The organism is Amycolatopsis alba DSM 44262 (assembly GCF_000384215.1).
Lineage (GTDB): Bacteria > Actinomycetota > Actinomycetes > Mycobacteriales > Pseudonocardiaceae > Amycolatopsis > Amycolatopsis alba.
In genome coordinates this window covers 6,749,506-6,771,996 of sequence record NZ_KB913032.1, presented here as the reverse complement: position 1 = coordinate 6,771,996, position 22,491 = coordinate 6,749,506, and the positions used below count along the sequence as shown (strand labels likewise).

The 22,491-nt window shown below is 67.7% G+C and carries 18 protein-coding genes; 8 read left to right on the top strand and 10 right to left on the bottom strand.

Features of this window, described 5'->3' with window-relative positions; genetic code table 11:
* The first annotated feature begins 107 nt into the window (after positions 1–107).
* Positions 108–2,849, top strand: coding sequence for a DUF4365 domain-containing protein (locus AMYAL_RS0131875; protein ID WP_020635345.1), 2,742 nt, complete (start codon positions 108–110; stop codon positions 2,847–2,849).
* 1,508 nt (positions 2,850–4,357) lie between these two features.
* Here the strand turns inward: AMYAL_RS0131875 and AMYAL_RS0131865 are convergent.
* Together AMYAL_RS0131865 and AMYAL_RS0131860 are read right to left on the bottom strand one after the other, a co-directional pair.
* Positions 4,358–5,746 carry a KamA family radical SAM protein gene (locus AMYAL_RS0131865; protein ID WP_020635343.1) on the bottom strand — a complete coding sequence of 463 codons (1,389 nt, stop codon included), beginning with the start codon at positions 5,744–5,746 and terminating at the stop codon, positions 4,358–4,360.
* Positions 5,747–5,830: 84 nt separating this feature from the next.
* Positions 5,831–7,213 (bottom strand): hypothetical protein, encoded by a 1,383-nt coding sequence (locus AMYAL_RS0131860; protein ID WP_020635342.1) that lies wholly within the window; start codon positions 7,211–7,213, stop codon positions 5,831–5,833.
* Positions 7,214–7,265: 52 nt separating this feature from the next.
* Here AMYAL_RS0131860 and AMYAL_RS0131855 point away from each other — a divergent pair, with 52 nt between their 5' ends.
* From AMYAL_RS0131855 to AMYAL_RS0131845, 3 genes are read left to right on the top strand one after another with little or no spacing between them, the layout of a single operon-like run.
* Positions 7,266–8,876, top strand: coding sequence for an amidohydrolase (locus AMYAL_RS0131855; protein WP_020635341.1), 1,611 nt, complete (start codon positions 7,266–7,268; stop codon positions 8,874–8,876).
* Positions 8,877–8,885: 9 nt separating this feature from the next.
* Entirely contained in the window at positions 8,886–10,478 is a 1,593-nt protein-coding gene (gene lnt, locus AMYAL_RS0131850) for an apolipoprotein N-acyltransferase (protein ID WP_020635340.1), read from the top strand.
* A 26-nt stretch (positions 10,479–10,504) separates the two neighbouring features.
* On the top strand, positions 10,505–11,272 hold the full coding sequence (locus tag AMYAL_RS0131845) for a polyprenol monophosphomannose synthase (protein ID WP_020635339.1): 768 nt from the start codon (positions 10,505–10,507) through the stop codon (positions 11,270–11,272).
* On the opposite strand, the gene AMYAL_RS0131840 is transcribed toward AMYAL_RS0131845, so the two are convergent.
* Positions 11,259–12,023 carry a DeoR/GlpR family DNA-binding transcription regulator gene (locus AMYAL_RS0131840; RefSeq protein WP_020635338.1) on the bottom strand — a complete coding sequence of 255 codons (765 nt, stop codon included), beginning with the start codon at positions 12,021–12,023 and terminating at the stop codon, positions 11,259–11,261. The genes AMYAL_RS0131845 and AMYAL_RS0131840 overlap by 14 nt on opposite strands.
* A gap of 51 nt (positions 12,024–12,074) precedes the next feature.
* On the opposite strand from AMYAL_RS0131840, the gene AMYAL_RS0131835 reads away from it, so the two are divergent.
* Complete coding sequence (locus AMYAL_RS0131835) at positions 12,075–12,449, top strand: DUF4406 domain-containing protein (protein ID WP_245193173.1); 375 nt, start codon at positions 12,075–12,077, stop codon at positions 12,447–12,449.
* Between the two features lie 267 nt (positions 12,450–12,716).
* Here AMYAL_RS0131835 and AMYAL_RS0131830 read toward each other — a convergent pair whose 3' ends face one another.
* Positions 12,717–13,610: a LysR family transcriptional regulator gene (locus AMYAL_RS0131830; RefSeq protein ID WP_020635336.1), complete on the bottom strand. Its 894-nt coding sequence runs from the start codon at positions 13,608–13,610 to the stop codon at positions 12,717–12,719.
* Between the two features lie 73 nt (positions 13,611–13,683).
* On the opposite strand from AMYAL_RS0131830, the gene dapA reads away from it, so the two are divergent.
* Positions 13,684–14,574: a 4-hydroxy-tetrahydrodipicolinate synthase gene (gene dapA, locus AMYAL_RS0131825; RefSeq protein ID WP_039795901.1), complete on the top strand. Its 891-nt coding sequence runs from the start codon at positions 13,684–13,686 to the stop codon at positions 14,572–14,574.
* Between the two features lie 84 nt (positions 14,575–14,658).
* Here the strand turns inward: dapA and AMYAL_RS0131820 are convergent, their stop codons facing one another.
* The 3 genes from AMYAL_RS0131820 to AMYAL_RS0131810 form a co-directional block, all read right to left on the bottom strand.
* Positions 14,659–15,006 carry an RNA polymerase-binding protein RbpA gene (locus AMYAL_RS0131820; protein WP_005151365.1) on the bottom strand — a complete coding sequence of 116 codons (348 nt, stop codon included), beginning with the start codon at positions 15,004–15,006 and terminating at the stop codon, positions 14,659–14,661.
* Between the two features lie 226 nt (positions 15,007–15,232).
* Positions 15,233–15,991: a thymidine kinase gene (locus tag AMYAL_RS0131815; RefSeq protein WP_026467616.1), complete on the bottom strand. Its 759-nt coding sequence runs from the start codon at positions 15,989–15,991 to the stop codon at positions 15,233–15,235.
* Between the two features lie 30 nt (positions 15,992–16,021).
* Positions 16,022–17,422 (bottom strand): MFS transporter, encoded by a 1,401-nt coding sequence (locus AMYAL_RS0131810; protein ID WP_020635333.1) that lies wholly within the window; start codon positions 17,420–17,422, stop codon positions 16,022–16,024.
* A gap of 270 nt (positions 17,423–17,692) precedes the next feature.
* Here AMYAL_RS0131810 and AMYAL_RS0131805 point away from each other — a divergent pair, with 270 nt between their 5' ends.
* On the top strand, positions 17,693–18,367 hold the full coding sequence (locus AMYAL_RS0131805; protein ID WP_020635332.1) for a transglycosylase family protein: 675 nt from the start codon (positions 17,693–17,695) through the stop codon (positions 18,365–18,367).
* A 111-nt stretch (positions 18,368–18,478) separates the two neighbouring features.
* Here AMYAL_RS0131805 and AMYAL_RS0131800 read toward each other — a convergent pair whose 3' ends face one another.
* Positions 18,479–19,258: a glycerophosphodiester phosphodiesterase family protein gene (locus AMYAL_RS0131800; protein WP_020635331.1), complete on the bottom strand. Its 780-nt coding sequence runs from the start codon at positions 19,256–19,258 to the stop codon at positions 18,479–18,481.
* Between the two features lie 66 nt (positions 19,259–19,324).
* Here AMYAL_RS0131800 and AMYAL_RS0131795 point away from each other — a divergent pair, with 66 nt between their 5' ends.
* Positions 19,325–19,708: a hypothetical protein gene (locus AMYAL_RS0131795; protein WP_026467615.1), complete on the top strand. Its 384-nt coding sequence runs from the start codon at positions 19,325–19,327 to the stop codon at positions 19,706–19,708.
* Position 19,709: 1 nt separating this feature from the next.
* Here AMYAL_RS0131795 and AMYAL_RS0131790 read toward each other — a convergent pair whose 3' ends face one another.
* On the bottom strand, positions 19,710–20,690 hold the full coding sequence (locus tag AMYAL_RS0131790) for a tyrosine-type recombinase/integrase (protein WP_026467614.1): 981 nt from the start codon (positions 20,688–20,690) through the stop codon (positions 19,710–19,712).
* A gap of 549 nt (positions 20,691–21,239) precedes the next feature.
* Entirely contained in the window at positions 21,240–22,454 is a 1,215-nt protein-coding gene (locus tag AMYAL_RS0131785; RefSeq protein ID WP_020635328.1) for an epoxide hydrolase family protein, read from the bottom strand.
* Between the last annotated feature and the right edge of the window lie 37 nt (positions 22,455–22,491).

Here is a 22,491-nt window from a genome sequence, read left to right as displayed (position 1 = left end):
GGGTGGCTAAAGGTGCTCCGGACCGCGAGTGGCCGGGGCACCGGGTCGTGGGAGAAGATGGGTGAATGGTCCGTCGACCTGCCTCCGCGAGGACCGCGAGCGCCGGGGTGACCCAGACTAGGCACGCGGTCGAGTCCGGCCTGCAATGGGTGTTCCGTGAGCAGCCGCTCGAGGACTACGGGATCGATGCCCATGTCGAACTGGTCGACGGCGAAGAGATGCTCGGCAGGCTGATCGCGCTGCAGATCAAGAGCGGTCGAAGCTACTTCGGTTCCCCGGCTGATGGCGGCTGGTGGTTCCGCGACCAGGCCGCTCACTTCAAGTATTGGCTCCGGTTCTCGGTCCCGGTGATCGTGGTGCTGGTCGACCTGGACACCGGACTGTGCCACTGGCAGCTGGTCACCGATGCGACAGTCGAGAAGTCGGGTTCGAAACAGTGGAAGCTGTTCGTGCCGGAGGCGCACGTCCTGGACAGCTCCGCCGTCTGGCCGTTGAGGGAGGCCGCCGAGAGCAGTGCCGGACAAAGCCGCCAACCGCTCGGCGGGCCGATCGGTTCGTTCTCCGCGTCGGATCTCGAGGTGCACAGCGCGGTGCAGGGCGACGGCGTGCTTCCCGCGTACGTGGTCCGCGCCCATGACCGCGCTCTGGACGAGCTGGTCGCTGGCGTGACGAGCCCAGCGGCCCGGTCGGGCTGCGCGATCCTCATCGGGGATTCCTGCACGGGCAAGACCAGAGCTCTGTACGAGGCGTTGCACCGGCGCGGGAGCGGGCCGGGCGCGACCAGCCTGGCCGATGCGGGCTGGCGCGTGTGGCCCGAAATGAATCCTCTGCCGCCCCGGCGATTTCTCGAGGAGCTCAAGCTGGTCGGGTCGCGGACGGTCGTCTGGCTCAATGAGGCGCAGCGCTACCTGGCCGACCCGGCGGAGGACGTTCGAGCCGGGATCGCGGCCGAGCTACTGGCGCTGCTCGGCGACGAGTCTCGCGGACCTGTCCTCGTACTGGGCACGTTGTGGCCTGACCGCTGGCAGGAACTCACCCACGAGCCCGAAAAGGCCGAGGTCGACCCCTTTGCCTCGGCCCGGCAGCTCCTCGAGGGCAACCACCTTCGCGTGCCGGACCGGTTCACGAACGCCGAGGTCACCGTGGCGCGGCAGTCAGGTGATCCGTTACTGGTGGCCGCGGCGAACCGGTTGGCGGGGACCTCGGTGACGCAGGAACTGGCCGGGGCGACAGACCTCTTGCGTCGGTACGAGACGGCTGGCGCAGCGTCGCAGGCCGTCGTGCACGCTCTGATGGACGCACGCAGGCTCGGGCACGGCGAATGGTTCTCGACGTCGTTCTTGCACGCCGCGACGCGCTGCTATCTGCACGGCGACGCCCGGCGCGGTGCCGACGAGGATCCGTCCTGGTTCGATGCGGCGATCGCTGGCCTGCTGGAGCCGGGGGCGGCAAGCGGTCCGTTGCTCCGCCGTGATCTTCCCGGCTATCGGCTCGACGATTACCTGGACGAGCGCGGCCGGGTGCACCGCCGGTTCGAGTTTCCGCTCGCGGAGTTCTGGACGGCTGTTGCCGAGAGTGAGATGACTTCGGACAGTCGGCTGCGGATGGCGGCCGGTGCCGCGGCACGGCTCCGGTGGCGGATCGCCGCTGCTCTGTACGAACTTACCGGTACGATCGACGCCGGTAAACAGCTGAGTGCGCTCGCATCGCATCGCCTGTTCGAGGCAGCACCGGACGCCGCCGAGCGCTTCGCACGACTGGCTGCCGCAGCTGGTGTGCCGGAGGCTTTGACCTTGGTGGCTTTGCACGGTAGTGGCCGTGGTCGCGGTGATGGGATGTCGTTGCTGCGGCAGGCCGGGGAACTTGGTGATCCCAAGGCCCTTGACCACCTAGCCTTCAAACTGGAAAGCACTGGGGACAAGGAAGGTGCGGAAGCCGTCGCACGGCGGGCCGTCGCGTTCGGGTCATGGGTAGCGACCGTGTCTGTCGCCGAATGGCGGGACGGCGACTTCCCCCGTGAAGCGGAGAAATTGGTCCAAGGCCTGCCCGAAGATCTGCGATGGGCGGCGCTGGCGGAATTCGCGACGAGACGGGACGGGCTCGAGGACGCCGAGGGCGCGGAGCGGCTCGCCTTGGAAGCAGCAGCCGAGGGCCACCCCGGCGTGGTGTGGACGCTCGCGGACGAACGGCAAGACAGAGGCGACAAGACCGCGGCTCGCCGGTTACTGGCACGAGTCCCTGATCCCGACGCGCCCGAGGACGCGTTGCGCGTTGCGTTGATCGGTGCGCGTGCCGGCGACTATGAGCGGGCGAGGAGGCTGCTGGCGAGAGTGTCCGGTGCGCGTGAGGTCGACGACCAGGCCGCGGTCATCGCCGAAGCGTCGCCGCACCTTATCCGAGTGCTCCGTGACGTCCTGGAAGCACTCGGTGAGCACAAAGTCGTCCGGCGGCTGCTCGATCGGCTCGAAACCGGTCAGCCGCGTGAGCTCTCGACGGGCGCGGACACCTGGTCGACGGCGGACACCGCGCAGACGGAAGACGACGTCGTCCAGGCGTACGTGACCCTTGCTGGCTTCCACGCCCGGCGGGGTGATTTCACCCAAGCCGAGTCTCTGGCCATGGCGGCCTCCGTTCTGGGAGAAACGGCGGGGCTGGTGGCGGTCAGCGAGCAGTTGCTGGATCGGGGCGATCAGCGAAGCGCCGAGCGGCTCGCGCTGTGCGCTGTGAACTCAGCGGACACGGAATGGTCTGATGCGTCACCAGGAAAAGCGCTGGCCGCGGCGCGCGGAGACGATGCTGTGCTGAAGTGGGGTCTCGAGGCGGACGGCAGCACGGCCCAGCCGTGGTAGACAGCTTGATCCGCACAGCCGCCCCAGCAACAGCAGCCCACGTAGGTCTTCCAGCGGCGAGTCGAGGGCGACTCGAACCTTCCTGTCGAGACTGGGACGACGGGTCCAGCCGGATGTCGGCGTCCCGGCTGAGTGGGGTGCAGTGATCAGTGCGGTGTGATCTCGTTCGGCAAAGGCCAGCCCTGTGAACGCCACCTCGACGACGGAAGTCGCCATCATCTTGCCGACGCTGACCGCGATCATGATCACCACTGTTACAAGCCGCCGATCTGCCGCCGCTGATGGTCGTGGAGACAGGGCTGGTCGAGGCGCTCAAAGCGCTGGCGAGTAGCCAAGTAGCCAGGCTGCCGATATTTGGCAGACGACCGCCAGCTTGTCGGCTGGATCACTCACCAGCCGCACTGGTGGCCCTGACCTCTTCCAATGGACGAGTGATCCGGATGTGAATTACTGCGGCCTCGGAAGGCATGTCGTGAACTTACGTCCAGATGCCTTCGAGGCCGTTGTCGGTGGGTGGCTAGCCTCCGGCCTGGGCGAAAGCAGTGAGCACGTCGATGGGACCCTGCCGGGCTTCGTCCGGCATTTTCGCCAAGAGTTAGCGATCTCCTTGCACCGCCGGTTGGTGACCTGGCGTACGACGCGATCTCCCTCACGGGTGAGGGCGACCACGATCTCTCGTCGGGTGCCGGTGCTGTGCTGTCGGTCGACCATGGGACTGGCCGTAGAGCACGTCACGCCGAGATGCTTGGCCAAGTCGACCTGCCGGACAGCGCGGCATCGGCGATGGCGTCGATGATCAAGGTGGCCACCTCTCGCAAAGCGGACGACATGAGGACGCAGCGTGGCCGAGCAGAGTCCTACTTGGATGCAACTACTCTCAGTCATCAGAAGCAGGGTACTGCCTGCTTTTGAAGCACGGAGTATGCGAAGCATGAAGTCACTGGGAAAAGATCCACAAAGACTGAATACTTCTGCGCGCACGAATTTGTTTAGGATGTGTCGTTTAAGCGGTGGAAAACCTTGAATGTTGGACGGCTTTCAGAGTGTCGATTCGCGCTGCAACCCAATTTTCCGTCGTTCGGCTTGGAGTGTCCACTCTGGATCTTCTCGTTCGTTCCTGGGCCGTTTCACGATCGGTAGCACTTGCACCTGTCCGCCCCCGGGTGGTCACCACTGAAGATCCGACCCGCTGGATGCTCTGAGTTGGGCGCAGGTGCCCGTTGTCTCTCGGTGGCTCTACCGGCGCATGGCCAGGCCGGATCTCTGGGGCAGAATGGAGGTCAATGTCGACCAGACTGGCGACGTCTGCGCTGGTCAGATGGTTCTTGGACTAGTCTGAGATGCGTCTCAAGTCCTACCCGGCCAACCCTGCAGACTGGGCGTCTCCGGTTAAAAGCCCGGTCGGTGTTCACCAGGTGAGGCACTGCCCGATTCGTCTGCGGCTTGCCGTTGCCGGTGGCCCCGAACGTCGTTCGGGGCCACCGGTTTCATCTAGCCACATATAGAAGTCAGCCGTGCTGGCTGGCCCACCATTTCTGGCCGGTTTCGGGCAGCGTGGCGATCGGGTCGTAGTACGGGTAGTGACGCTGCAAGGCTTCGGGGTCCTCGTGCTCGATCCCGGTGCGGTAGTTCTTGGTCCAGTAGGAAATCCCCAGCTCACGGTCATATTCGGTGAGCTGGTGGACCCAGCGTTTCCCGACGTACGGGACGTCGCAGACGATGCGCGGCGTGGCGTAGCCGGGCAGATATCCCATGATCGCGTGCTGCAATTCTTGGGCTTCCCAGACGGCCACGCGCCAGTGTTCGGCATTGGGGATGCTGTCACACATGTAGAAGTAGTACGGCAGGATGCTCGCTTCGCCCTGCAGCGCGAAGCACAGGTCCAGCAGCTCGGCCGGGGTCGCGTTGACGCCCTTCATGAGCACGCCCTGGTTGCGCACGTCGCGAACGCCGACGTCGAGTGCGGTCCGGGCGGCTTCGGCGACCAGCGGGGTGACCGACTGCGCGTGGTTGACGTGGGTGTGGATCGCGAGGTTGACGCCGCGGCGCTGGGCGGTGCCGGCGACGCGCTCGAGGCCTTCGACGACCTTCGGCTGGATCCAGTGCTGCGGCAGGGCGGCGAGCGCCTTGGTGGCGAGCCGGATGTCGCGGACGGTGTCGATGTCCATGAGCCGCATCAGGAACGACTCCAGCTGCGGCCACGGCACGTTGGCGACGTCGCCGCCGGAGACCACCACGTCACGCACGCCGGGGGTCTTCTTCAGGTACTCGATCATCGCGTCCTGGCGGTCGACCGGCTTGAGCGAGAGCTTGTGCTTCTCGACCTGCTCGGTGGAGTTGCCGACCAGGTCCATCCGGGTGCAGTGCCCGCAGTACTGGGGGCAGGTGGAGATCATCTCGGCGAGGACCTTGGTGGGGTAGCGATGGGTCAGCCCCTCCACGACCCACATCTCGGCCTCGTGCAGCGAGTCCCGCTCGGAGTGCGGGTGGCTCGGCCATTCGGTGTCGCGGTCGCTGCGCACGGGGAGCATGTAGCGGCGGATCGGGTCGGCGTACCAGGCCTCGGTCACCTTCGCCGGGTCGGTGCCCGCGTTGGGCGCCATCGTGTTGATCATCTGCGGCGGCAGCAGCATCGACATCGTGGCCATCTCGCGCTGGTCGGCGAGCATGTCCTCGTAGAAGCGCTCCTCGAGCTGGTCGCCCATCAGGGCGCGCAGCTGCTTGGCGTTGCGGATGCAGTGCACTCGTTGCCACTGCGCGTCGCGCCACTCCGCCTCGGTCACGTCGTGCCAGCCGGGGAAGCGGCGCCAGTCGGGTTCGATCAGTTCGACTCGGGTGTAGTCGTAGGGCTGATCGTAGGCGGCCACCGGCGAGGTCGGTTCCTGGATCGCAGTCACTTGTACTCCTCGTCGTCGGAAACGCGTGAAAATATCCTGTCACATCGTTCGAACGACGTAAATATTCCTGTCTTGCTGGGCGTGTCAGGCAGACACTGCCTCCTGCTTCGAACGGTCGCGAAGATGTTCGACGGCAGCGATTCCGGCGATCAAGGCAGCGGCGAGGAACAGCAGACCGGCCGAATAGTCGAGGTGATGAACCGCTTCAAGCCGCGTCGATGGCGCGTTCTGCTCGCGGACGCCGACCGCGGTCATCACACCGGCGCCGCCGAACACCAGCACCGAGACCAGCGGCCCGAGCACGGGTACGACGACACCGTTCTCGGCGAGACGAGGACCGGTCGTGACGACCACCGCGACGACGGTGGCGCACAGCAGCGCCAGCAGGAGCGCGCCAGGGATCGCCGCGTCGTGGTCGATCAGTTTCTCCGGCACCCCGCCGGTCCCCAGATCCAGGATGAACAGCACGAGCGCGGACAACACGGCCCCGCCGACGGCGAACTGCACCCTCCACCGCGACGCCCCCACCAGGCATCCGGCGGCGACACCCACCGCGGCCGCCAGCCAGCCCAGCACCGGCTGGAACGCCACGGAGTACACCGCCAGCAGCAGGGGAGCCATCGCCCCGACCTGCACACTCGCCGAGGTCGCGGCGGCGAAGAACGCCCGCGATCCGGCGATCGCGCACGCGATGATCCCGCCGACGAGCACGATCAGCCCGCCGATGGCCACGACGACCTCCGGATGCCTGCCGATCGATTCGACCGGCAGATCGAGGAGTTCACTGACCTTCAGCACGTCGACAGCCTGCGCGGCCATCGGCAGCAGCACCGCCAGGATCGCGGCGACGGCGAACCTCGCCGACAGCGGACGCGGCTCGGGCCACTCCGGATCCAGCGCACGGGCACCGCGCGTGAGAACGGCCAGCACCGCTCCGGCCACGCTCATCGCGGTGAGGATCAGATGCCAGACCAGGCCACCGGTCGCGAGCATCAGCCACGACGCACCCGCCAGGCTCGCGGCGAACAACTGCGTCCCCACCGTGAGCCCGATCAGCACGAGCCCGGCCGTGCGGGCGCCCCGCCGATGAAGATCCTGCGCCGCGGCGAGCACCGCCAGCAGCACCACCGGCGGCCCTGCCGGCGCGATGATCGCCAGGGATGGATGCCCGCCCAGGTCCGGGAAGAGATGGACGAGAGCCGTCGGGAGGGACAGCACGACTCCCGCCACCAGCAGCCACGGCCACCATCTGGTCAGGAACACGGCGGCGAGCACCGCGACCAGCGGCACCAGTGAGACCGCCACCAGATCGGACGGCCAGCCCTGCGGTGCCGCCAGCGCGATGAGTGGCCGCAGGATCGAGGTGCCCCGGACAGCGGTGAAAACGACCACCGCCCCGAGCCCCAACGCCGCCGACAAAGTGGTCCCGACGACGGCCGACTTCGTTTTTTCAGCTCCCCAGCTCATTTCATCGACCCTAACCACGGCGTGATCATCCGCACGCTGCAAACTCGGAAGGGTGACCAAAGCGCGAACCACGCTCCTGCTCGGCGGGCGCATCTACAGCCCCTCCGCCCCCGACGCCACCGCCATGGCGATCACGGACGGCACCGTCGTCTGGGTGGGGCAGGACGGCCCGGCCAAGGCACTGCATCCCGACGCCGAGGTGGTCGACCTCCACGGCGCTTTCGTGGCACCCGCCTTCGTCGACGCGCACGTCCACGCCACCGCGACCGGCCTGCATCTCACCGGGTTGAACCTCGCCGGCGTCCTCGGCGCCGCTGACCTGCTCGCCGCGGTCCGCGACGCCGTCCGCCCCGGTCAGGTGCTGGTCGCGCACGGCTGGGACGAGTCCCGCTGGGCTGACGGCAGGCTGCCCAGCCGCGCGGAGATCGACGAGGCCTCGAACGGGACCCCGGTCTATCTGAGCCGGGTCGACGTCCACTCCGCGCTCGTCTCCAGCGCTCTGGTCGCACTCACGACCGGCGTGCACGACGCGCCGGGTTGGTCGCCCGACGGACCGCTGACCCGCGACGCGCACCACCTCGTCCGCGCCGCGATGCGCGAGGCGATCACCCCTCGGCAACGACGTGAAGCCCAGCGCGCCTTCCTCGCCGAGGCCGCCGCACGCGGGGTCGCCAGCGTCCACGAATGCGCGGGCCCGGACATCTCCGGCGCCGACGACCTCACCGACCTGCTCGCGCTCGCCGCGGAACCGGGACTGCCGGAAGTCGTCGGCTACTGGGGTGAACGCGGCGGTGTCGACGCCGCCCGCGCACTGGGTGCCAGGGGAGTGGCCGGCGACTTGTTCGTCGACGGCGCCCTCGGCTCCCGCACCGCCGCGTTGCACGAGCCGTACACCGACGTCCACGGCACCTCCGGGACGCTCTACCTCGACGCCCCCGCGATCGCCGAGCACATCAGCGCCTGCACCGAGGCGGAACTGCAGGCCGGCTTCCACGTCATCGGCGACGCCGCCGTCGCCGAGGTCGTCGAAGGATTCCGGCTCGCGGAGAAGACCGTCGGCCGCCGGGCACTGGCCGCCCGCCACCACCGGCTCGAACACGTCGAGATGATCGACGTCGCCCAGGCGCGGGAGCTCGCAGGCTGGGGTGTGGTCGCCTCGGTCCAGCCGCAGTTCGACGCGGAATGGGGCGGCCCGCACGGCATGTACGTCGATCGCCTCGGTACCGAGCGGGCCCCGAAACTCAATCCCTTCGCCGCCATGGCCGCCGAAGGGCTCCTGCTGGCTTTCGGCTCCGACGCCCCTGTCACGCCTGTCGACCCCTGGGCCACCGTCCGCGCCGGGACCTACCACCGCACCCCCGGATCGGGACTGTCCGCTCGCGCGTCCTTCACCGCCCACACCCGCGCGGGACACCGCGCCGCCGGAGTCAACGACGGCGTCACCGGCAGCCTGGTCCCCGGCGCTCCCGCGCACTACGCGATCTGGGACGCCACGGACCTCGTCGTCGCGACACCGGACTCGCGGGTGCAGCGCTGGTCGACCGACCCGCGGGCGGGCGTGCCGCCGCTGCCGAACCTGGAGGAGGGGGCGACGCTGCCCCGCTGTCTGCGCACGGTCCGCGACGGGCAGGTCATCCACGACGTGTTCACCCGCACGGCCTAGGGTTCAGGCGTGTCTGAGACCGTCACGAACGTGGCCCCCGAAGCAGCGTCCCGGAAGCGGTTCTCTCGCGCCTGGCTCCTGCGTTTCCTCGTCGCCGCAGCGTCGGGCTTCACGCTGTACCTGAGTTTCGCGCCGCGTCCGCTGTGGTGGCTCGCACCGCTGGCGTTCACCGGCTTCGCGCTGGTGGTCCACGGACGCCGGTTCCGTGGCGCGTTCGGCTACGCGTTCGTTTTCGGGATGGGGTTCTTCCTGCCCCTGCTGACCTGGCTGCTGGACTTCCTCGGTCCGGACTTCGGGCCGTGGCCGTGGCTCGGGCTGGCGATGGCGCTGTCGGTGTATCTCGGCTTCGGCGGCGCTTTCGCCACCGTCGTGTGGAGGCTGCCGCTGGGACCGCTGTGGGCGGCGCTGGTGATCGTCGCCCTGGAGACGCCCCGCGCCTGGTTCCCCTTCGGTGGCTTCCCGTGGGGCCGCGTCGCGTTCAGCCAGCCCGAAGGCGCGTTCGTCTCGCTGGCCTCGATCGGCGGCGCTCCGCTGGTCGGTCTCGCCGTCGTGCTGACGGGGTTCGGTCTCGCGGCCCTGTGCCTGCGGCTGAAAGGTGCCGATCCCGCCCGGTCGCTCGTGGCCACGTCGGCACTGACGCTCGTGCCGGTGGTGGCCGGGCTAGCGGTGTGGCCGACGGTCGGCACCGAGGCCCAGGACGGCGAACTCACCGTGGCCACGGTCCAGGGCAACGCCCCCGACATCGGGCTGGCGCTGGAAGGGCGCCGCGACGAACTCCGGAACAATCACCTCGACGAGAGCGCCCGGCTGCTCGAACAGCTCAAGGCGAGCAACACCAAGGTCGATCTGCTGGTCTGGCCCGAGACCGCGATGGCCATGCGCACCGGCGACGCCGGCGTCGACCAAATGGTCCGCGACTACGGCACGCAGGCGATCATCGGCGCGCTGGTCCGGCTGCCGGACGGTTCGGCGCAGAACTCCGCGCTCGTGTGGGATCCGGTCACCGGCCCTGGCCAGCGCTACGCCAAGCAGCAGCTCGTCCCGTTCGGCGAGTACGTCCCGGCCCGTGAAGTCGCGAAGCTGGTGACCCCGTTCGTCGACAGCGTCGCGAACATGAAGCCGGGCAACGGCGCCAACGCCGCGCTGTCGGTCGCGGGGACCAAGGTCGGCGTCTTCATCTGTTACGAGACCGCGTTCGACTACCCGGCGCGCGAATCGGTCGCCGACGGCGCGGAACTGCTCGTCGTGCCGACCAACAACGCTTGGTACGGACCGGGGGAGATGAGCTACCAGCAGCTGGCGATGTCGCGGCTGCGGGCGGTCGAACACGGTCGGGCTGTGATCGTTTCCGCGACCAGCGGAGTCAGCGCGATCGTCGCCCCGGACGGTTCCATCACGGCCTCCACCAGCCTGTTCACCGCAGACTCCCTGGTGGGGCGCGTACCGCTGAGGCAGCAGACTACGCTGTCGGATCTACTCGGTGTAACGACGGAGTACGGGCTGCTGGCCCTGGCGATCGCCGGGGTTACCGGCGGGTACGTGCTCCGTTTCCGCACCCGGCGCGCGAGCGCCGCCAAGGCAACGAGGGAAGCGGCGGGCTGACCCGCCGGAACACGGAGGAAAAGCGGATGGCGCAGGCGCCACGGGGGGCCCAGGGAATCGACCCGGTGCTGGTGGTGGTCCCGACGTACAACGAGCGGGAGAACATCGGCCCGATCCTGGAACGTCTGCTCAAGGCACTCCCGGACGTGAACGCCCTCGTCGTCGACGACGGCAGCCCCGACGGGACGGGCGACATCGCCGACGAACTCGCGAAGGCCGACGAGCGGATCCAGGTCATGCACCGGACCGAGAAGGCCGGTCTGGGCGCCGCGTATGTCGCCGGATTCCGCTGGGGTCTCTCCCGTGACTACGCCACCATCGTCGAGATGGACGCCGACGGCTCGCACGCGCCGGAGGATCTGCCACGGGTGCTGGCCGCACTCGAGGACGCGGACCTGTCCATCGGCTCCCGCTACGTTCCCGGCGGCAGCACGGTGAACTGGCCATTCCAGCGCAAGGCGCTGTCCTGGGTGGCGAACTTCTACGCAAGGATCGCGCTCGGCACCAAGATCAACGACATCACCGCCGGCTTCCGCGCGTACCGCCGCACGGTGCTGGAGAAGCTGCCGCTCGACGAGATCGCCTCGCGTGGCTACTGCTTCCAGATCGACCTCGCGTTCCGCACGGCGCTCGCCGGCTTCGAAGTGGTCGAGGTGCCGATCACCTTCACCGAACGTGAGGTCGGTCAGTCGAAGATGAGCGGTTCGGTCGTGCGCGAGGCGATCGTCCTGGTCGGCGTGTGGGGGATCAAGCGTCGCTGGCAGCAGCTTCGCGGGCTGGTCAAGAAGGGCTGACGCCCAGCACGCTCACGCCGAGCTTCCCCAGCGCCTGCACCGTCGGTTCGTCCGGCGCCGCGTCGGTGATCACGCCCGCGACGTCGGACAGGGGGAGCACGGTGAACGGCGAGGCCGCGCCGATCTTCTCCGAACTGGCCAGCACGTAGGTGTCGGCGGCACGTTTGGCGAGCGTGCGTTTCATCGCGGCCTCGTCCGAGTCGCCGGTCGTGAGTCCCGTCTCGGGGTGCACGCCGGTGACGCCGAGGAAGAACAGGTCGGCGTTGATCCCGTCCGCCGCCTCCGCCGCGGCCGCTCCGCAGGTGACGGCGGAATGTTTGAAGAGCCGTCCGCCGATGAGGAACACCTCGACCTTCGGATGCGTGACGAGCGCGGCCGCGACCGTGGGACTGTGCGTGACGATCGTCGCTTCGAGGTCGATGGGGAGAGCCTTCGCCAGCGCGAGCGCGGTGGTGCCGCCGTCGAGGATGACGGTCGATCCGAGCCGGATCAACGCTGCTGCACGTTTCGCGATCCGTTCCTTGCCCGCGACGCTGACCGCCATCCGCGTCGCGTAGTCGGCGGTGGCGGGGGAGACGGGCAGAGCTCCGCCGTAGACCCGCTGACAGAGTCCGGCATCGGCGAGTTCTCGCAGGTCACGGCGGATACTGTCTTCTGATACGCCGAGTTCGGCGGCGAGGTCCTTGGCCACGATCCGGCCTTCGGTCTTCAGGCGTTCGATCAGCAGGTCTCGTCGTTGCGCAGCCAGCATTTGCACGTTCCTCCTTGTTCTTGCCGATTGTTGCACATTATGCTCCGCCGCATGAGCAAACCTCTGATGATCCTCATCGCCGGCCCGTTCCGCTCCGGCACCGGCGACGACCCCGAACTCCTCGCCCGCAACCTCGCCCGGCTCGAAGAGGCCGCCTGGCCGATCTTCCGCAGCGGACACGTGCCGATGATCGGCGAGTGGGTCGCGCTCCCGGTGCTGCGCGGCGCGGGCGGGAAGACCGTGGCCGACCCGGTCGCCAAGGAGGTCATGTACCCGACGGCCGACAGGCTGCTGCACCACTGCGACGCCGTCCTGCGCCTGCCCGGTGAATCCACCGGCGCCGACCAGGACGTCGCCATCGCGCTGTCCCGCGGCCTCGACGTCTACCACCGGGCGGAGGACATCCCCGGATATCAAGCCGCCTAGTTCCTGGCCGACCCTCCTAGTTCCTGGCCGACCCTCCTCGACCGTCCATAAAGGATGCTTTCGCGACGCGCGGTGCCGCCGGGCCGCGCTGGGCAGGGGTGATCGTGAGTGGCGATTCGGGTTAGAACCCGAATCGCCACTCACGATCACCTGGACCGACGCCGCACTGCGCTAGAGCGGACGCTGGTGTTGTGAAAGCCACTTTCGCAACACCAGCCGGCGAGACCGGCCTGCCCTTTCTGTCGAATCGCCGCGCACACCCCTCGATCAAGCCGCCTGAAGTTCCGCCAGCACGGCCTTGATCGCCGGGCTGGCCTCGGCGCTGCGACGCCACGCCGCGTGCACCTCGCGCGTCGGCGGGCGCCGCAGTGGCCGGGCGACGAGTCCGTCACTCAACGGTGGGCGCGCCAAACGCGGGATCAGCGCGAGGACCTCGCCCGAGGCGACCAGCGACAGCTGCGTGGAGAAGTCGTCCACCAGATGCCGCACGTCGGGTTCCTCGGGCGAACCGGCGAACAGCCGCCGGAACCACTGATGACACACCGTGCCGGGCGGACTGGTCACCCACGCGTGCCCGGCGAGGTCCGCACCCTCCAGCGGTGACCCGGCTCCGGCCAGCGGGTGCGTCTCGGCCATGACGACATCACCGAGGTCGGTGTGCACCAGGTGCCGGGACAAGGCGGGCGACAGCGGGACCGGCAGACCGTCGGCGTCGTGCAGGAGTGCGAGATCGGCGGTTCCGGCGTCGACACTGTGCAGCGCCTGGCCGGGATCCTGCTCGGTGATCCGCAGGCGGAGGTCGGGGTGGCGCTTCAGCAGCCGTGGATGGACGGGAGCGAGCAGTCCGCGGATCGCGGTGGAGAACGCGGCCACCCGCAGGACGCCACGAGGCGCGCCCTCCGCGACCGACTGAGCGGCCTCGGTGCAACGCTCGAGCGCCTGGAACACCTCCAGAGAGGAGTCGACGACGGCTTGCCCGGCCGGAGTCAGCACGACGCCGCGCCCCGCCGGAGCGAGCACCGGCGTCCCGATCTGGCGTTCCAGCCGTTTGATCTGCTGCGACACCGCCGAGGAAGTGAAGCCCAGCTCGTCCGCGGCTCGTGCCAGCGTTCCCAGCGCGGCCACCGACCGCAGTGCCCGTAAGGCTCCGACCTCGATCATGAAGCCAGGCTACGCACTATTGGCCAAAAAGCATCGCTGGACCGCAGGTATCGGCGCCGACAGGATCGGCAGCATGACCGAATCGCTCTTCGGCTCCAACCTCGTCGCCATGGTCACCCCGATGGAACCCGGCGGCACACTCAGCGAACCCGGCCTCGCCCGCCTGGTCGACCACCTGCTCGCCACCGGCTGCGACGGCATCGTCGTCGGCGGGACCACCGGCGAGTCACCCACCCTGACCGACACCGAAGCCGCCCTGCTCGTCCGCGCCGTGGCGAACCAAGCCGGGAACCGGGCACGCGTGATCGCCGGCGTCGGAACCTACGACACCGCCACCAGCATCCGCCGCGCGCGGGACGCCGAGGCGGCCGGGGCCGACGCGCTCCTGCTCGTCTGCCCCTACTACTCCAAGCCGACACAGGCCGGAATTGTGGCGCACTGCCTGGCGGTGGCCGACGCCACCGAACTCCCGGTGATGCTCTACGACGTCCCCGCCCGCACCGGGACGACCATGGAAGCGGCCACCCTCGTCGAACTCGCCCGCCACCCCAAGATCCGGGCCGTCAAGGACGCCAAGGGCGACCTGTTCGAAGCGATGTCCGTCATGACACGCACCCCGCTGGCCTACTACTGCGGCATCGACGAACTCAACCTGCCCTACCTCGCCGCCGGCGCCACAGGGCTCGTGAGCGTCGTGGGCAACGCCTTCGCCGACCGCAACGCCGAGCTCATCCGCGCCGTACGCGGGGGAGACCTCGACACCGCACGGGCGCTCAACGCCGCACTGCACCCGCTGGCGGACGCGATCATGCGGACTTCGCAGGGGGCGATCATTACCAAGGCGGCACTCGCCGAACTCGGCGTCATCCCGCACGCGACGGTCCGGCTTCCGCTGCTCGAATCACCGCCGGAGCACCTGCGGCGACTGCGAGAGGCGCTGGCACCGCTCGTCGCGGTCGCCTGACCCCGGACATGACGAAACCCCCGCGGAGGGAGGTCGCGGGGGCTTCGCCGTGTTCGTGGTGGGGCTAGCTACTTGTGCCGTGCGTCAGGCGGACCGGGTGGTCCTTCGTCCCTTCAGCTCGGCGAGACGTTCGTTGAGCAGATCTTCGAGCTCCGGAATCGAGCGGCGCTCCAGGAGCATGTCCCAGTGCGTCCTCGGGGGCTTGACCTTTTTCTGCTCCGGCTGCCCGCCGTCCACGATCTCGGACTCGCTGCCGTGCAGCCTGCACTCCCACACCGAGGGGATCTCGGCGTCGTCGGAGAAGGGCACCTCGAACTCGTGGTTCTTGGGGCAGGCGTAGCGCACGGTGCGCCGAGGGGCGAGGTCGTGGTTGCGGTCGGTCTCGTAGCTGACCGCTCCCAGCCGGCTTCCACGGAGAACACGGTCGGCCATGATGGGGGTCCTTTCAGTCAGCTCCGGGTGGAGCCAGGGTGATGCTCACCCTATGCAACGACGGAGTGGGCCAGAGGATTCCCTGGACACCATGTCCTTGCTCACGATGAGCTGTGTCACCCGGTGGCAACAGCTTCTCCTAGTAGGAGTGGTTTCGCGCTCTGGCGTGACGTCAATACGGCCATCTTGGTGCGGATATCCCCCAGATGGGCTAGTAGTACGCCTGTCACGTCAACCGTAACTGACCGTGTTGGGCCGAGGTAGGCCCCAGGTCGCCCAGTCGAAAGTGCCGACGGCACAATACCTGATAACGGACAGTGTTCAGTTCACCCTCGGAACGTGATACCGATGAACTTTCAACTAGCGCTTGCTCGGTATCCGCCACCACCACGGTGTCCCCGGCCCGCAACACCTCACCGTCGGACACCCTCGCGTTGAACCGTCCCGTCTGCCCGCACCAGCACAACACCTCGACCTGCACCGGCTGCAACTCGTCCGCCAGTTCGAACAACCGCGCCGCCCCCGGAAACAACACACTCCGGAAATCCGTCGCGATCCCGAAGCAGTACACGTCTATCTGGACGTCATCGGCCAGTTCAGCCAGCTGATCCACCTGAACAGGTGACAAAAACTGGGCCTCGTCGACGATCAGGTAGTCCACGTGCCGCCCCGCCGCCCACTGCTCACGCACCAGCAACCGCAGATCGGTCTCGTTCCCCACCTCGATCGCCTTGCGCGTCAACCCGATCCGGCTGGTGATCTGCGGCTCACCGGAGCGGTCATGCCGCACCAGCACCATCCCGCGACGACCCTGCCGCGCGTGGTTGTGGTCGATCTGCAACGCCAGCGTCGACTTCCCGCAGTCCATCGGCCCGTAACAGAACTTCAACTTCCCGACGACCGGCACACCCCGCCGTGAACCCGCCACCGGCACCGACGACAACGCGTCCGTGGGGTCCGGGCCACTCTCCTTCAGTACGGTCACGACGGTCGACCCTATCGGCACGCTCCGTCCTCACAGCACCGCCGGTGGTCGGTTACCCGCCGCCTCGATCGCCCGGCGCACCGGCACCAGCCACACGAACACGAAACCGAGCACGAAGAAGATCACCAGCGCGATGATCGCCCAGCGGAACGAACCGGTGATCTGCCCGACCGCCGCGAACAACAGGGGACCCAGCCACGACGTGCCCCGCTCACCGACCACGTACAACGAGAAGTACTGCGCGTCCTTCCCCTCCGGGATCATCTGCCCGAACAACGACCGCGACAACGCGTTCGTCCCGCCGAGCACCAGCCCGATCCCGACCGCCACCGCGTAGAACTGCAGCGGCTGACCGGCCTCGATGAAGAACGCGAAGCACAACACGACCACCCAGGCCACCAGGCTGCCCAAGATCGTCTTCTTCGCCCCGACACGGGCCGCGATCGCCCCATGGATCATCGCCCCGGCATACGCCAGGAACTGGATCACCAGGATCGTGACGATCAACACCTGAGTGCTGTACTTCAGCTCGTCCTTCCCGTACTGCGCCGACACCGACACCACCGTCGTGATGCCGTCGGTGAAGATCAGGTAGCTCCCGAGGAACGCCAGCGTCAGGGGATAGGCCTTCGCCTCCCTGATCGTCTGCTTCAGCTCCTTGAACCCCGCCGTCAGCACCGACAGACCCCGCTCGGCCGACGTCGGCACATGAGTCTGGGGGAGTGAGCGCACCGCCGGGACGGTGAACACCGCCCACCAGATCCCCGACGTCAGGAAGCAGATCTGGATCGCCAGATGCTCGCTTACCCCGAAGAAGCCATGCCCCATGAAGAACCCCAGCTGCAGCGCCAGCGCCAGACCACCGCCGAGATACCCGAACGCCCAACCCTTCGACGACACCGCGTCCCGCTCATCCGGCTCCGCGATGTCCACCAGGAACGAGTAATAGACGACCAGCGCACCGCCATAACCGATATTGGCCAGGATGAACGTCCAGACACCGACCTGCCAGTCCGTCCCCGCGATGAAGAACATCGCCGCCGACGCCACCGCGCCCAGGAACGCGAACCCGCCGAGAATCCGCCGCTTGTGCCTGCTCCGGTCCGCGATCGCGCCGGCGATCGGCAACACCAGGACCTGCGTCACCGTCGCGACCGACAGCAGATACCCCCACAACGACCCGGCCGGGAAATGCAGCCCGAACAACGAGACGTCACAGTTCTGCAGGGTGCTCGAAGCTCCACTCGAATCGGTGCACGCCTTGTCCCCGTTAAGGGTGAAATTCGTCTTGGCATCCGCGGACGCGATATCGCTCAAATAGAGCGCACCGAACACCGTGATGACCGACGAATAGAACGGCGAATTGGCCCAGTCGTAGAGGTACCAAGCCCGCCACACCCGCTTGCGGTCACGGGTCACGGCCACCGTCATGCACTGCTCCTGAGGTCGTAAACGTCGAGGTCAGCGGGAGACTACTGGTGATCACACCCGCCTGTCCGGCACGAGTCCGGACCGTGTTCGTTTCGACGTTTGACGAACCCTTCCCGGCCACTTGCCCGACCTTCGTCGGCGTGTCGCTGCCACGAACCACGTGTGTTTCATGTGAGGCTGGTGGTCAAGCTGTGACTCTTGTGAAGCAAGTGTCCGTTATTTACTGTTCCGCTCATGAGGACCCATCGCCTTCGCACAGCACACCGCGTAGTGGCGAGAACGCTCCTGCTCGCCCTCGCCGTGACGGGCCTGCAGATCGCCACCACCGGATCCGCCGCCGCGGATCCCCACGGCTCCTACTGGGCCAAGCTCCGCATGTGTGAATCGAGCGGGCGCTACAACATCAACACCGGCAACGGCTACTACGGCGCCTACCAGTTCGACCTGCCCACCTGGCGCAGCGTCGGCGGCCAAGGGCGACCCGACCAGGCCAGCCCCCGCGAACAGGACTACCGGGCTCTCTACCTCTACCGCATGCGCGGCTGGCAACCCTGGGAATGCGCAGGCAAACTCGGCTTCCGCAACGACGACGACGCCCGCAGCAAACGCGTCCCGTCCTACGACGACTCCGCCTACATCGGCGGGGGAGGACAACCCGCCCCGCCGCCTCCGCCCAAGCCGAAACCCACCCCGCCCGCCCCTCCCGGCGGACCCAAACCCGACTGGCCAGGCGTCGTCTACGCCTACGGAGACTGCGCGGCACCCCTCAAGCAGTTCCAACTGCGGATGAACGCCTATGGCTACGGCTTCACCGGCACAGGCTGCTACTACGACAAAACCCGCGAAGCCGTCCTCGCCCTCCAGCGCGCCAACGGCATCAACGACTCAGGCCGCCTCGGCCCCAAGACCTGGGACGCCGCCTGGAACGGCAAACCACCCCGGTGACCACCCGCGCGGCTGCGGGAGCAGCGTCCCGAGCGCCACGTTCGAGACGATGAGCGTCTCGGGCGGGCGCTCGGGACGCTGCCAGCGCACCCGAGGGGAGCGGCAACCGAGTCAGGACAGCCAGGCGCCCCGCTCACGAAGCACCTCACGCAGCAGATCAGGCCGGTCCGTCACGATCCCGTGCACCCCCAGATCCAGCAACGACCGCATCTCCGCCGGATCGTCCACCGTCCACGTGTGCACCTCGAAACCCCCACGCGCCGCCTGCCGCAGGAACGCCCGGTCCACCACTTTCAACCGGCCCTGCCGCACCGGCACCTGCGCCATCGCGCCCCGAGACAACGCCCTCAACGACACCAACGGCAGAAACCCGTTCGCCCACATCACCGCCACCGAACGCGGCCCCATCGCCGTCACCAGCTTCGGACCGGCCAGCTTCCGGATCCGCGCCAACCGCGCATCGGAGAACGACGCCGCCGCGACCCGGTCATGGGCCCCGGCCCGCTCGACCGCCCGCACGAAAGGCACCACCGCGTGATTCGACTTCACGTCGACGTTGAACCGCGCCTCCGGCAACTCCTCAAGGACGTCCTCCAGCCGGGACAGCGGCGCACGGCCGCCGATCTTGACCGTCCGCAGCTGCGCCCACGTCTGCCGGGAGATCAACCCCGCGCCATCGGTCGTCCGGTCCAGCGACGCGTCATGATGCACGACCACCACACCGTCCGACGTCGCGTGCACATCCGTCTCGAGATAGCGGTAACCCTCAGTCACCGCCTGCTGGAAGGCCGGCAACGAGTTCTCCAGTCCTTCCAGCTCACCGAGGTGCCAACCCCGATGAGCGAAGGCACGGGGAAGCGGGTCGGCGAGGTACGGAAACAGTGTCGGCACCCCACTAGTGTGCACTTCGGTCGTGGCCCCGGCGTGAGCGTCCGATGGCCAGCTAGGGTCTGCTTCGTGAGGGAAGTGGCCGAACACCCGAAAACGTCCGCCGAAGAGGTGTCCGAGCTCCGCCGCGCGGGGGCACCCAAGCACTGCGGATGGTGTGGCCGTCGGCTCGAACAAGGCGGCAACGTCGGCAGACGCCGCCGCTACTGCGGGCAATCCTGTCGCCAGCGGGCCTACGAACGCCGCACCGCCCTGCAGCGCAGCGGCCTCCCCGAAGACGCCGTCGTCCTCTCCGACACCGAGATCGCCACCCTGCAGGACAGGCTCTTCCAGCTCCGCTGCGCCGCCGAAGACGTCGTCACCGCGGCCGACGACGGCGCCTCCATCGCAGAGCTCCGCAACCTCGCCGGCGAGATCGCCCAGGCGGCCAAGGACCTCGAACAGCTCCGCTGACCTACACGATCCCGTCCAGCGCCCGATACGTCCGGTTGCTCGCGGCCGCCGCCCGCTGCTCACGCCCCGTCGCCTCGATGTAGTTCTGACTGGTCGCCAGGCTCGCGTGCCCCAGCAGCGCCATGATCTCCGACGCCGTCGCCCCATCCTCGGCCAGCCGTGTCGCGAACGTGTGCCGCAACGCGTGAAGGTTCGCCCCGACCGGCACGCGGTCGTGCAGGCCCGCCCACCGGTAGCAGGACTTGACCAGGTACTCCAGCGCGCCGCGGCCGATCGGCTCGCCGGCACGATCCCGGAGGAGGGGAGTGGAGGGCCCGAACCGCTGCTGCGCGAAGCGACGGCGGCAAGAGGCCAGATACTCCTCGATGATCTTCTCCATGATCGGCTGCACCGGAATGGACCGATCGCGACTTCCCTTGCCGTGGACGTGCAGGCGCATCTCACCCTGGCGGCCGACCAGCGACCGCGTCGTCAGCGCTCGCATCTCCGCGGCGCGCAGTCCGGCGACGAGCCCGAGCGCGATCACCAAGACGTCCCGCTCCGGCCAGGGATCCCGCGTCCGGCGCGAACCGTCCGCGGCGGCCGCGAGCAGCTGCTCCGGGGTTTCCTCGCCCCGCAACGGTTTCGGCGTCAACGGTGGGGCTTTCGGCCGGGCGACCGCGCCCATCGGATTGCCCGCGAGCAACCCGTCGGACACGCAGAAGGTGAGGAACTGGTTCCAGGTCGACCAAGCGCGCAAGACCGAACTCTTGGCGTGGGTGTCCGCGAAGGCGCCGAAGGCGTTGCGAAGGGCCTGAGCGGTGAGCATCTCGACAGTGAGTTCGTCAGGGGAGCGGCCCTGCTCGCGGAGTAGAAGAGTGGTGATGCCCGCGAGGTCGCGACGGTACGCGTCGGTGGTGTGAGGAGAATCCTTACGGGGACGACGTGCGGCGAAAAAGGCTTGCTGTGCCTCGGAAACCCTCATGGGAATCTTGTACCGCATGGCACCGACAGTCTTACACTGGGTTATATTCCGTTTCATGCATAATAGTGATTATGCATGAAACGGAGTGATGGGTCCGGAAACCCCTCGCGGGGGATCTCGGCCCGCTCGCCGTCTTCCGAAGTGTCGCGAATGGGTCACTCCTGACACTTTTCGTCCTGAACGACCCATTCGCGACAACTGGGTCCAGCCTGGCGACGTCAGGTCGCAAGGTGACCGGCAGGGCTGGCCGAGTCGGCGAAGTGAGCCAAGGCTGACGTCCTCGTTGATCTTCGACGGCCGAGATGTCCATATTGATTCGTCACAGTGACGTATTGAGGCTGGGTGATCGGACGCCCGATCTGCGTCCTCGGGGGCGTCCGCGGTCATCTTGAGGGCCAGCGGGCAGCCGGGCTCAGGGAGAACTGAAGGGAGCCGCGTCCGCGTCCGGCGTGGCGCAGGGAGCTTTCCCCGCGTGACATGCGGCGAAAGCTCCCTCCAGACGCTCCTGAGGACCCCTCTCGACCCTCGATATCCAGGTCAGCCAAAGTGCCGATAATGTACATTATGTCAAGTAGTCGAGATGTCAGCGCTCCCCGGCGCTTCAAAACGTGTGGTGGACGCAGACAGAACGGCCGCGAGGCCTTCTTGCAGGTCCTTGACGAAGTACTCGGGCATCTCCAGCGACGGGAAGTGTCCCCCGGCTTCGGGCGTCCTCCAGCGAACGATCTGCCGGTAGCGCTGCTGCGCCCAGGGACGCGGATACTTCTCGATGTCGCGGGGGTACATGGTGATCGCCGACGGGACGTCGACTCGAAGTTCGGGGTCCAGCGAGTTGTGGCTTTCGTAGTAGATGCGGGCCGACGACGCACCGGTTCGCGTCAGCCAGTACAGAGTGACGTCGTCGAGAATCCTGTCCCTGGACATGGTTTCGAACGGGCTGTCTTCGGTGTCCGTCCACTCGGCAAACTTGTCGAGGATCCAGGCGAGAAGCCCGACCGGTGAGTCGACGAGTGAGTAGCCGATGGTCTGAGGCCGAGTCGCCTGCTGCTTCGCGTACGCCGCGCGGTGGTGCCAGAAGTCGTGCGTTTCCTCGGTCCACCTGCGTTCGACTGCGGTCAGCCCATCCGTCGTCAGTCCGCGTAGTCCCTCCGCGAAGGTCGTGTGGATGCCGAGGACGTGTTCCGGGAACCGGCCGGCGAGAACCGTGGTGATGTTGCCTCCCCAGTCTCCCCCGTGTGCCACGAACTTGTCGTAGCCGAGCCTTCCCATCAGGTCCACCCATGCGGCCGCGATCTTTTCGGTCCCCCACCCGGTGGTGGCGGGTTTGTCGCTGTAGCCGAATCCTGGCAGTGACGGAATCACGACGTGGAACGCCGGTGTGTCCGAGTCTTGGGGATCGGCCAGTTCGTCCGCTATGTCGATGAATTCGGCGACGCTGCCTGGCCAGCCGTGGGTGAGGATCAGCGGAGTGGCATCGGCGCGCGTGGACCGGCGGTGCAGGAAGTGGATTCCCAGACCGTCGATGGTCGTGCGGAACTGTCCGATGTCGTTGAGGCGCTCTTCGAACGGCCGCCAGTCGTACTCGGTGCGCCAGTAGTTCACGACATCGACGAGGTCGGCGAGCGGGACGCCCTGGTCCCATCGGCGTGGGTCGGGTGCGGGGCGGTGGACCGTCTCGGCTTCCGGCAGTCGCGCCGCGGCCAATCGTGCGCGCAGATCGTCGAGTTCGGCGTCGGTCGCGCGGGCTTCGAATGCTTGCACGTCGCTGGTTGAACGGGGCATGTGACCTCCTGACCATTGCGGAACCGGCTAAGACGGT